The 11,420-nt window shown below is 42.8% G+C and carries 9 protein-coding genes, 1 other RNA gene and 1 other annotated feature; of the genes, 8 read left to right on the top strand and 2 right to left on the bottom strand.

From position 1 onward, the window contains the following. Positions 1–7 precede the first annotated feature (7 nt). The 3 genes from NKR21_RS13385 to dtd all read left to right on the top strand — a co-directional run bounded on the left by NKR21_RS13385 (position 8) and on the right by dtd (position 3,335). On the top strand, positions 8–520 hold the full coding sequence (locus NKR21_RS13385) for an adenine phosphoribosyltransferase (protein ID WP_003216770.1): 513 nt from the start codon (positions 8–10) through the stop codon (positions 518–520). Between the two features lie 142 nt (positions 521–662). After that, a complete protein-coding gene (locus NKR21_RS13380) occupies positions 663–2,873 on the top strand; it encodes a RelA/SpoT family protein (protein ID WP_012010732.1) in 2,211 nt (736 codons plus the stop codon). Between the two features lie 18 nt (positions 2,874–2,891). After that, entirely contained in the window at positions 2,892–3,335 is a 444-nt protein-coding gene (gene dtd / locus NKR21_RS13375) for a D-aminoacyl-tRNA deacylase (protein WP_003216527.1), read from the top strand. 96 nt (positions 3,336–3,431) lie between these two features. Here the strand turns inward: dtd and NKR21_RS13370 are convergent, their stop codons facing one another. Further along, positions 3,432–4,988 carry an N-acetylmuramoyl-L-alanine amidase family protein gene (locus NKR21_RS13370; protein ID WP_390624541.1) on the bottom strand — a complete coding sequence of 519 codons (1,557 nt, stop codon included), beginning with the start codon at positions 4,986–4,988 and terminating at the stop codon, positions 3,432–3,434. A 161-nt stretch (positions 4,989–5,149) separates the two neighbouring features. Between NKR21_RS13370 and NKR21_RS13365 the strand changes: the two genes are divergently transcribed. The 5 genes from NKR21_RS13365 to NKR21_RS13345 all read left to right on the top strand — a co-directional run bounded on the left by NKR21_RS13365 (position 5,150) and on the right by NKR21_RS13345 (position 9,874). Beyond that, positions 5,150–5,320 (top strand): YrzK family protein, encoded by a 171-nt coding sequence (locus NKR21_RS13365; RefSeq protein WP_003216250.1) that lies wholly within the window; start codon positions 5,150–5,152, stop codon positions 5,318–5,320. 58 nt (positions 5,321–5,378) lie between these two features. Beyond that, positions 5,379–5,618: a binding site (T-box leader), on the top strand. 73 nt (positions 5,619–5,691) lie between these two features. Continuing rightward, positions 5,692–6,966, top strand: coding sequence for a histidine--tRNA ligase (hisS, locus tag NKR21_RS13360; protein ID WP_144455769.1), 1,275 nt, complete (start codon positions 5,692–5,694; stop codon positions 6,964–6,966). A gap of 18 nt (positions 6,967–6,984) precedes the next feature. Then, a complete protein-coding gene (aspS, locus tag NKR21_RS13355; protein WP_144455771.1) occupies positions 6,985–8,763 on the top strand; it encodes an aspartate--tRNA ligase in 1,779 nt (592 codons plus the stop codon). Between the two features lie 73 nt (positions 8,764–8,836). Next, a non-coding RNA gene (gene ssrS, locus NKR21_RS13350) (6S RNA) lies at positions 8,837–9,017 on the top strand. A gap of 92 nt (positions 9,018–9,109) precedes the next feature. Further along, on the top strand, positions 9,110–9,874 hold the full coding sequence (locus NKR21_RS13345) for a tRNA threonylcarbamoyladenosine dehydratase (protein WP_012010728.1): 765 nt from the start codon (positions 9,110–9,112) through the stop codon (positions 9,872–9,874). A 236-nt stretch (positions 9,875–10,110) separates the two neighbouring features. On the opposite strand, the gene NKR21_RS13340 is transcribed toward NKR21_RS13345, so the two are convergent. Further along, entirely contained in the window at positions 10,111–11,376 is a 1,266-nt protein-coding gene (locus tag NKR21_RS13340; protein ID WP_144455773.1) for a replication-associated recombination protein A, read from the bottom strand. Between the last annotated feature and the right edge of the window lie 44 nt (positions 11,377–11,420).

Here is an 11,420-nt window from a genome sequence, read left to right as displayed (position 1 = left end):
GGAAAAGATGGATTTAAAACAATATGTGACAGTTGTACCTGACTACCCAAAGGAAGGTGTACAATTTAAAGATATTACAACGTTAATGGATAAAGGCGAAGTGTACCGTTATGCAACGGATCAAATCGTTGAATACGCGAAAGAAAGAGACATTGATCTCATCGTTGGACCTGAAGCGCGTGGATTCATTATTGGCTGCCCTGTAGCATACGCACTTGGTGTAGGTTTTGCACCGGTTCGTAAAGAAGGAAAGCTTCCTCGTGAAGTCGTTAAAGTCGAATACGGCTTAGAATATGGGAAAGATGTATTAACGATTCATAAAGATGCGATTCGTCCTGGTCAGCGTGTATTGATCACAGATGACTTACTTGCGACTGGTGGAACAATTGAAGCGTCCATCAAGCTTGTAGAGGAATTGGGCGGCGTTGTGGCAGGAATTGCATTCTTGATTGAGCTGACGTATCTGGACGGCAGAAAGAAGCTTGACGGTTACGACATCTTGACGTTAATGCAATACTAATGGAGTTTTACGCAAAAAGCACTCGGTAAGAAGGGTGCTTTTTTCCTATCAAAAATCTTTTAGCGGACTTCTTCTCTTTACATCTATCGAATTTTTCTTGATAATAAACTACAATACAGTTTTCATTTAAAAAGGTGATTCCATGGCGAACGAACAAGTTTTAACGGCGCAGCAGGTCATTGACAAGGCAAGAGAATACCTGTCCGCTGAACATATTCAATTTATAGAGCGAGCATATGAATATGCTGAAAATGCACATAAGGAGCAATACCGGAAGTCTGGTGAGCCTTATATTATCCATCCAATTCAAGTGGCGGGGATTCTTGTTGACCTTGAAATGGACCCATCGACCATTGCAGGCGGTTTCCTGCACGATGTTGTTGAGGATACAGATGTGACATTACAGGATTTAAAAGAGCATTTTAACGAAGAAGTTGCGATGCTTGTTGATGGTGTAACAAAGCTCGGGAAGATTAAATATAAATCACAAGAAGAACAGCAGGCCGAAAACCATCGAAAAATGTTTGTAGCAATGGCGCAGGATATACGCGTCATCTTGATTAAACTGGCAGATCGTTTGCACAATATGAGAACGCTCAAACACCTTCCTCAGGAAAAGCAGCGTAGAATTTCAAATGAAACCCTTGAAATTTTTGCACCGCTTGCGCACAGATTAGGGATTTCAAAGATTAAGTGGGAGCTTGAAGATACAGCACTCCGTTACTTAAATCCGCAGCAATATTACCGGATCGTGAATCTCATGAAGCGCAAACGAGCGGAACGAGAGGAATACTTGGACGAGGTTGTCAATGAAGTAAAAGATCGTGTGTCAGAGGTAAACATCAAGGCTGAATTTTCCGGAAGACCAAAGCATATTTATAGTATTTATCGCAAAATGGTCTTGCAAAATAAGCAGTTTAATGAAATTTATGATCTGCTGGCGGTTCGTATTTTGGTTGACAGCATTAAAGACTGCTATGCCGTGCTTGGGATTATCCATACATGCTGGAAGCCGATGCCTGGCAGGTTTAAGGATTATATTGCCATGCCAAAGCCGAATATGTACCAATCGCTTCATACAACAGTGATTGGGCCAAAAGGAGACCCGCTTGAAGTTCAGATCCGTACAGTGGAAATGCATGAAATTGCAGAGTACGGAATTGCTGCGCACTGGGCATACAAAGAAGGAAAAGAGTCAGCAGAATCAACGGAGGAAGCGGTCTTCCAGAAGAAGCTCTCTTGGTTTAGAGAAATCCTTGAATTCCAAAATGAATCTACAGATGCAGAAGAATTTATGGAATCGTTAAAAATCGATCTGTTCTCTGATATGGTGTTTGTCTTTACACCAAAAGGAGACGTCATTGAACTGCCATCAGGTTCCGTTCCGATTGACTTTTCTTACCGCATTCACTCGGAAATTGGGAATAAAACGATCGGTGCGAAGGTCAACGGAAAGATGGTCACGCTCGATCATAAATTGAAGACAGGTGACATTATTGAAATTCTGACATCAAAGCACAGCTATGGGCCAAGTCAGGATTGGGTCAAACTTGCCCAAACCTCCCAAGCGAAGCACAAGATCAGACAGTTTTTCAAAAAACAGCGCCGTGAAGAAAATGTCGAAAAAGGCCGAGAACTCGTGGAGAAAGAAATCAAAAACCTTGAGTTTGATGTCAAAGACATTCTGACAGCTGAAAACCTGCAAAAAGTGGCTGACAAATTTAATTTTTCAAACGAAGAGGACATGTATGCAGCGGTTGGTTATAACGGAATTACTGCACTCCAAGTCGCCAATCGTTTAACTGAAAAAGAAAGAAAACAAAGAGATCAAGAAGAACAAGAAAAAACGGTTCAAGAAGTGACTGTAGAGCCAAAGACATATCACGGGAAGAAACGAGAAGCAGGCGTAAGAGTCAAAGGGATAGATAACCTGCTTGTCCGCTTATCTAAGTGCTGTAACCCTGTTCCTGGTGATAGCATTGTTGGTTTTATTACGAAAGGCCGAGGCGTATCTGTTCACCGTGATGACTGTCCGAACGTGAAAACAGGAGAAGCGCAGGAACGGTTAATCCCGGTAGAGTGGGAGCATGAACAGCCTGCTCGAAACCGTAAAGAATACAATGTGGAAATTGAAATACTAGGATATGACAGACGCGGCTTACTCAATGAGGTGCTTCAAGCAGTCAACGAAACGAAAACGAACATCTCGTCAGTTTCTGGTAAGTCTGATCGTAACAAAGTGGCGACGATTCATATGGCGATCTTTATCCAAAACATTAACCATTTGCACAAAGTGGTAGAACGCATTAAACAAATCAAAGACATTTACTCTGTTCGCCGATTCATGAATTAGAAAGGAAGTATATCGTCTATGAGACTTGTTGTGCAGCGTGTGACAAGTGCATCTGTGAAGGTAGAAGAAGAGATCACAGGTGCCATCAATGAAGGATATATGGTACTCGTTGGTGTCACACACGAAGATACAGAAGAAGATGTGCATTATTTAGCTGATAAGCTTGCACATTTACGTATTTTTGAGGATGAAAACGGGAAAATGAATCATTCGCTATTGGATGTAAAAGGAAGCGTTTTGTCTGTATCCCAGTTTACCCTTTATGGTGATACGAGAAAGGGCAGAAGGCCGAATTTTATGAAAGCAGCCAAGCCAGATGCTGCGAACGCCCTTTACGAATGTTTCAATAAAGCCCTTAGAGAAAAAGGCATACATGTAGAAACTGGCCGCTTTGGCGCAATGATGGATGTGTCATTGACCAATTCAGGACCCGTCACCATCTGGATGGATAGCAAAGAATAGATTCACTTTAGACTGTAGATAAACTCTTGTAGGAGTTTGTTTAGAGTCTTTTTCTTTTGCGACAAAATAAAAAAGAGGCGCAGTGGCCTCTTTTTTTTAACGGAAATATTGTTTTAATCCTTCTGTCATTCCTTCTGTCACTCGTTCTTGGTAAGATGCACTATAGATGATGGCTTCCTCCTGAGGATTGCTTAAATAACCGAGTTCATATAAAAGAGAAGGACGTTTGTTTTCTCTTAAGACAAAATAATCTCCGAATTTCACACCCTTATCAGGGATTTGAGAGCGTTTAGCGACTTCTGTATGAACGTTTGTTGCTAATTGCTGATCTTTTGATGCTTGATAATAATACGCCGTACTTCCTCTGACACTTGGGTCCATAAAACTATCATAATGAAGACTAATAAATGCATCTGCATTTCTGTAATGAGATGTCGCAACCCTCGATTGAAGGCTGATAAAAGTATCTTCACTTCTAGTTAAATAAACATTTGCTCCAGAAGCCCTTAATTTGCCTGCCAGTAAATTGGCTGTTTTGATGGTAATGTTTTTCTCAAAGGCACCATCTGCGCCAATCGTGCCGCTGTCTTTTCCGCCATGACCTGGATCAAGAACAATCGTTTTTCCTTTTAAAGAACCAGTTCCTGACGATGAATCCTGCTGTGGTCTTGGTGCCTCACTGCTATTTTTATTCGTTTGAACGACCCAGCTTGCTACATAACCAGTTCCGCCGTTTGATAACGTCACCTCGTACCAGTCACCTTGCGTGCGAACAATTTGGTAGGCAGCGCCTTTTGTGGCTCTTTCTGCAATTTGAGCAGAAGTAGAAGCGCTTTTTCGAATGTTGGTGCCATCGTAGACAATGTATGCTTTCTTTTGGGAAGTCGAAGAAGATGAGTTCTTTTCACCCGCTGAACTCGCTCCATTGCTTGTGACGATGTAATAGCTTGCTGCCCAGCCTTTCACGCCTTTTGCCTCAATTTCATACCAGCCGTTCTGCTCGCGCAAAATAGTAACCTGTGTGTTGCGGGCAAGTGAAGCGACAATTTGTGCATTTGGTGCTGCCGATTGCCTTACATTCAAGCTCGATACGCCAACTGTGCCTGTCTGTTTAGAGCGAGAGGACTCGCCAGAGCTTGATTGAGAGGCCTTTTGGCCGCCTGACACATAATCAGAGTGAACCCAGCCTACTGCTTGTTTATACGAAATTTTTGTCCATTCGCCGCTTGTCTGCAGCTTTTTAGCGGAAGCGCCTTGCGGGAAAGTTCCGACGACTTGATAGGAAGTCCCAGGGCCTGTCCGTATGCGAAGATCAGTGGCTGTCGATGTAATAGAACTGCTGCCAGATGAGCTTTGATTTTGCGTCTTTGACTTAGCAGCCTTTTGGCTGCCAGATGATGTTGTAATCAGCCATGAGACGACCCAGCCTTTTTGACCGTTCGATAGACCGATCTGTACCCATTCGCCTTGTTTCGTGAGAATGGGATAGCTTTCTCCGCGCTTCACAACAGCTGCGATTCCATAGCTTAAGCCAGGACCTGATCTCACATTGATTTCATCTGTAGCGACCACAGCTTGATCTGTTTGTGCTGTAGCATGTGCCATCGGCAAAGTACTTGCGATGAGAACAAAACAGGTAAGAAGCATCATCATTTGATTGTGTTTTTTTAGATTCAAAACGGTGTTTTCCCCTCCCTTGTAAAACCGATGAATGTAATTTCGTTATGTAATGGATGAATTCCTTGCAGTTTCCCTAATAAAAATGAATCAATCTGTTTATACTAAATAAAAACGTGATAAAAGGATGTACAAACATGAGATTAAGCAGAAAATTAGGACGAGTGCAATATAATGGACATCGTGATATCGATCGCTGGCAGCACGACGAAATGGATCAACCAGGCTTCCTTGAAGAAACCGCATCTGAATACGGATGTACGTCAAAAGAAGAGCTGGAAAAGAAAAAGAGGCACGGCAAGGGTTGACAGAGTGGCAGCACCGACCTTATTATAATATAAATCAACACACTTGAAAATTTAAAATGTGGAACTGATGATAGAGAATAGTAGGGTAAATTGCGTGAGCAGAGAGGAATCGCCTTAGGCTGAAAGCGAATCCGCATGGCATTTATCACGAAAGAACACTCTGTAGGTTTCCTGCTGAACGCTCTAAAAATGAGTCAATAGGCGGAGAACGTGAATCTGCGTTAAGGATTTGAGCGGGAACATGGCTAGATCATGTTCCAACTAGGGTGGCACCACGGGTATAACTCTCGTCCCTACTATACACATAGTAGAGGCGGGGGTTTTTTATATGTCCACATAAAAAATGAATGATGGTCGTAGGAGGACGAAAAATGAGTTTTAATATTCCAAGAGGCACACAGGATATTTTACCTGGAGAGTCAGAACGCTGGCAGTATGTTGAACAAATTGCAAGAGATACATGTGCAGCTTTTCAATACAAAGAAATCCGCACACCGATTTTTGAGCATACAGAGCTATTTGCACGGGGAGTAGGCGAATCAACCGATATCGTTCAAAAAGAGATGTATACATTCGAAGATAAAAAGGGACGCAGCATCACCCTTCGTCCAGAGGGAACAGCCTCAACTGTACGTTCTTATGTTGAAAATAAATTATTTGCACAGCCAGCGCAGCCAACAAAGCTGTATTACATCGGGCCAATGTTCCGCTATGAACGTCCGCAAACGGGAAGATATCGTCAATTTTATCAGTTTGGGATTGAAGCGATCGGTTCAAAGGATCCAGCCATTGATGCAGAAGTGATTTCCCTTGCGATGAGTGTTTATGAGAAAGCAGGTCTTTCTAACTTAAAGCTCGTCATTAACAGCCTTGGTGACAAAGAGAGCCGTGCAGACTACCGCGAGGCACTTGTTAAGCACTTTGAGCCAAGAATCGATGAATTCTGTCATGACTGTCAAACTCGTTTACATCAAAATCCGTTGCGAATTCTTGATTGTAAAAAGGATCGTGACCACGAATTGATGGCAACGGCTCCATCCATTCAAGATTACTTAAACGATGAATCACGGACTTATTTTGAAAAGGTCAAACAATACTTAACAGATATAGGCGTTGAATATGTCGTCGATCCGAACTTAGTGCGTGGTCTTGATTACTACAATCACACAGCATTTGAGATCATGAGCAATGCTGAAGGCTTTGGTGCGATTACCACATTAGCCGGCGGAGGCCGTTATGATGGACTTGTTGAAGGAATTGGCGGTCCTGAATCACCAGGAATCGGCTTTGCTATGAGTATTGAGCGTTTCCTATCAGCAATTGATGCTGAAGGGATTGATCTTCCACTGCAAGATGGCATTGATCTATACATTGCTGCACTAGGTGATGATGCGAAAGATTACGCTGTTTCATTATTAAATCGTCTGAGAAAAGAAGGCATTTCAAGTGAAATGGACTATACAGGGAAGAAATTAAAAGGACAATTTAAAGCGGCTGATCGATTAAAAGCCAAGTTTATTGCAGTCCTTGGTGAAGATGAGCTCGCGCAGCAGATTGTGAATGTAAAAGATACGACAACGGGTGAACAAATTGAAGTGAAGCTTGATGAGCTGATTCAAATGATGAAGGCCCACAAGAAGGCGTAAAGAAGGAGTGGAATGTTTGTGTTTGGTAGAACTTTTTATTGTGGAGAAGTAACAGAAGACCAAATCGGTCAAACCGTTGTATTAAAAGGATGGGTTCAAAAAAGACGTGACCTTGGTGGATTAATCTTTATCGATCTGCGTGACCGTACAGGAATTGTACAAGCGGTTTTCAATCCAGACCTTTCAAAAGAGGCGCTTGAGACAGCAGAATCGATTCGTAATGAATATGTCCTTGATATTAAAGGAACGGTTGTGGCAAGAGAAGAAGCAACAATCAATCCAAATCTAAAAACAGGGAAAATTGAAATACAAGTCGAAACGGTCAGCGTGTTAAATGAAGCGAAAACTCCTCCTTTTGTGATTTCAGATCAAGCGGATGAGGTATCAGAAGATGTGCGCCTTAAATACCGTTACTTAGACCTTCGCCGTCCTGCTATGTTTGAAACGATGAAAATGCGACATGAAGTCACGAGAGCATTCCGACATTTCCTAGATGATAACGGCTTCCTAGATATTGAAACACCGATCTTAACAAAAAGTACGCCAGAGGGTGCACGTGACTATCTTGTTCCAAGCCGTGTACATGAAGGAGAATTCTATGCCTTGCCTCAGTCCCCGCAATTATTTAAACAATTGCTAATGGTCTCAGGTATGGATCGTTATTATCAAATTGCTCGCTGCTTTAGAGATGAAGACTTACGTGCTGACCGTCAGCCGGAATTCACACAAGTCGATATCGAAATGTCCTTTATGAGTCAAGAGGACATTATGACGCTTGCTGAAGAGATGATGGCAAAAGTGATGAAAGATGTCAAAGGCGTAGATCTGACATTGCCATTACCTCGTATGACATATGATGAAGCGATGAATTCTTATGGGTCTGATAAACCAGATACACGTTTTGAGATGAAGCTTGTCAACATTTCAGACACGGTAAAAGACTCTGACTTCAAAGTCTTTAGCGGAGCTGTGAAAAATGGTGGAGCTGTGAAAGCCATCAATGTCAAAGGGGCTGCAGCGAACTACTCAAGAAAAGACATTGATGCCCTTGGTGCATTTGCAGCGAACTACGGTGCAAAAGGTCTAGCTTGGCTTAAAGCAGAAGGACCAGAATTAAAAGGGCCAATTGCTAAATTCTTTGACGAAGCAAAGCAAGGAGAATTAAAAGAGCAGCTGCAAGTCGAAGAAGGCGACCTTTTACTTTTTGTTGCAGATAAGACGTCTGTTGTCCATGATGCACTTGGCGCCCTTCGCTTAAAACTCGGCAAAGAGCTTGAACTCATCGATGAGTCTCGATTCAACTTCTTATGGGTTGTTGATTGGCCGCTGCTTGAAAAAGATGAAGAAGAAGGCCGTTTCTATGCTGCCCATCATCCTTTCACAATGCCAGTACGCGACGATCTTGAATTAATTGAGACAAGCCCAGAAGACATGAAGGCACAGGCTTACGATCTTGTCCTGAATGGCTATGAGCTTGGCGGAGGTTCGATTCGTATTTTCGAAAAGGACATTCAAGAAAAAATGTTTAGCTTACTTGGGTTTTCAAAAGAAGAGGCTTATGAACAATTTGGCTTCCTTCTAGATGCTTTTGAGCACGGTGTTCCTCCGCACGGCGGAATCGCACTTGGTCTTGATCGCTTAGTGATGCTGCTTGCCGGGCGCTCTAACCTAAGAGACACGATTGCGTTCCCGAAAACGGCAAGTGCGAGCTGCGTGTTAACAGATGCTCCAGGCCATGTGAGCGAGGCGCAGCTTGATGAGTTAAGCTTAGCCATTAAAACAAAAGTAAAACAGTAAAATAGACGCATAGATATAGGCATGTAAACGCTTGAAAAAGCGGCATGCCTATGATATGCTTTCTTCAATAAATAAAGTCCTGATACGTACGGTGGTTACCTAGTTTTGACCGAACATTTTTTTATACGGGAGCTTGCCTTTCCTTTCTGCATAAATGCCTCTTTAGAGGACTTATAAAGTCAGGAAGAAAGCACCCACCTGCATGGTGCGGGGTTCAAAACGAAGGAAAAGCTGGCGGCGTTGTCGGGACTTTTTTGTGTTTTTTTCGTTTACAGAAGGATGACGGAGAAGTCTGAATATGATATGATTCTTTCGATTCATTTTAAATAAAGGTGGAGTGAGGCACTTGTTACATCAGTTTTCAAGAAACGAGCTTGCCATTGGCAAGGAAGGCTTAAATATATTAAAAAACAGTACAGTTGCAGTGCTTGGTGTGGGCGGCGTTGGCTCATTTGCAGTCGAGGCACTCGCTCGTTCAGGCGTTGGCCGTATTGTTCTTGTTGATAAAGATGATATTGATATTACAAATGTAAATCGTCAGCTGCCAGCATTGCTTTCAACAGTGGGTCAGCCAAAGGTTGACTTAATGCAGGCGAGAATCGCTGATATTAATCCAGAATGTGAAGTGGTTGCGCTCAAGATGTTTTATACAGAGGAAACATATGAGCAATTTTTTGAATATCCGCTTGATTATGTCATCGATGCATCAGATACGATTCACTATAAAATTCATTTAATGAAAGAGTGTCTGAAACGAGGTGTGAACATCATTTCGAGTATGGGAGCTGCAAACAAAACAGATCCGACTCGCTTCAAAATTGATGACATTTCAAAAACCCATACCGACCCAATTGCAAAAGTCGTGAGAACGCGTCTACGCAAAGAAGGGATTCGTAAAGGAATTGAAGTCATTTTCTCTGATGAAAGTCCGATTGTGATTCGCGAAGATGTTAGAAAAGAAGTTGGAAATGATGAAGCGAAGATTCGCAAGGCACAAATGCCGCCATCTTCCAATGCATTCGTCCCATCTGTTGCAGGACTGATCATGGGTGGTCATGTTATTATGCAGCTTTTGAAAGATATTCCAATTACACGTGTGAAGGATAAATAAACAGCCACCTGCTAATTAGGCAGGGGCCAGCGTGTAGACAAACCCTCGCATTCGGTGTCAGATCTGTGCTTCGGTGCTCACGAATGTTCAATTCGCTCCGCTCCGATGCTCGTCCTTCCTAGACTGCAAAGGTTTTCTATCACGCTGAAAAGAAGACAAAGGGCTAAAATCAAGATCATTTTAGCCCTTTGTCAACAATCTGACAGCCCCCCTGCTAATTAGGCAGGGGGCTTTTTTTATTTTTGGCGTTTTAAATTCTCATATACTTGTTTCAGTGCGCCTTCAAATTTGCCTGTTTGCTTCGGTTCATAGTATTGTTTGTTTTTCAGCGGATCAGGTAGGTACTGCTGCTTCACCCAGCCGTTTTCATAATCGTGTGGATATAAGTAGTCGACACCTCTACCGAGTGCTGTAGCTCCTTTGTAGTGAGCATCTTTTAAATGAACAGGGATTTCACCTATTTTCCCTGAACGAATGTCACCAAGTGCCGCATCGATTGCCTTATATGCTGAGTTGGACTTAGGAGAAAGACACAGTTCAATGACTGCATTAGCCAGCGGAATTCGTGCTTCCGGGAAACCGACTCTTTCTGCTGTCTGAACAGCGCTTAACACACGAGGGCCAGCTTGAGGACTAGCTAAGCCAATATCTTCGTAAGCCATCACGAGTAGCCTTCTTGAAATGCTTTCAAGGTCTCCTGCTTCAATCAATCTGGCAAGGTAATGTAGTGCCGCATCTGCGTCAGATCCTCTAATGGATTTTTGAAAAGCCGAGAGGACATCATAATGAGCATCACCATTCTTATCATGTGAGAAGCTCTTTTTTTGTAAACATTCTTCTGCTGCGGCAAGAGTGATCACAATATGCCCAGCTTCATCTGCTTTTGTCGATAAGACAGCTAGTTCTAATGCATTTAAAGCAGAGCGTACGTCTCCGCCGCATCCGTTGGCAAAATGATGCATCGCTTCATCGTCCACTCTCACCTCATAACCGCCAAGGCCGCGATGTTCATCCTGTAATGCTCTTGTTAATGCAACTTTGATTTGCTCTGTTTCAAGCGGTTTTAGCTCAAATATTTGTGTCCGGCTCCGGATGGCAGGATTAATTGCATGATAAGGGTTAGCCGTCGTTGCACCAATTAAAATGATCATGCCATTTTCTAAATAAGGAAGAAGAAAATCTTGCTTTCCTTTATCAAGCCTGTGAACCTCGTCTAAAATGAGGATGACCTGGCCGCTCATTTTCGCTTCAGCGGCGACAGCTTCCATATCCTTTTTGTTATGAATGACTGCATTTAATGTCCGAAACGCAATGCTTGTACTCCCAGCGATCGCCGTCGCAATTGATGTTTTGCCGATGCCCGGCGGTCCATATAAAATCATCGAGGATAAATGTTTTGCCTCGACCATTCGTCTAATAATTTGACCTTCTCCAACGAGATGCTCCTGCCCAATGATGTCTTCAATATGACTTGGGCGCATCCGGTACGCTAAAGGTTTCATGATTATCTCTCCTAAAGCAATGTCTTGTTTGTATAGAGTACCGA

Origin of the sequence: Bacillus sp. 1735sda2 (genome assembly GCF_024159245.1) — a bacterium.
GTDB classification, from domain to species: domain Bacteria; phylum Bacillota; class Bacilli; order Bacillales; family Bacillaceae; genus Bacillus; species Bacillus pumilus_O.
Note: the sequence above shows the minus strand (reverse complement) of the source record. Positions and strands in the feature narration are given on the sequence as shown.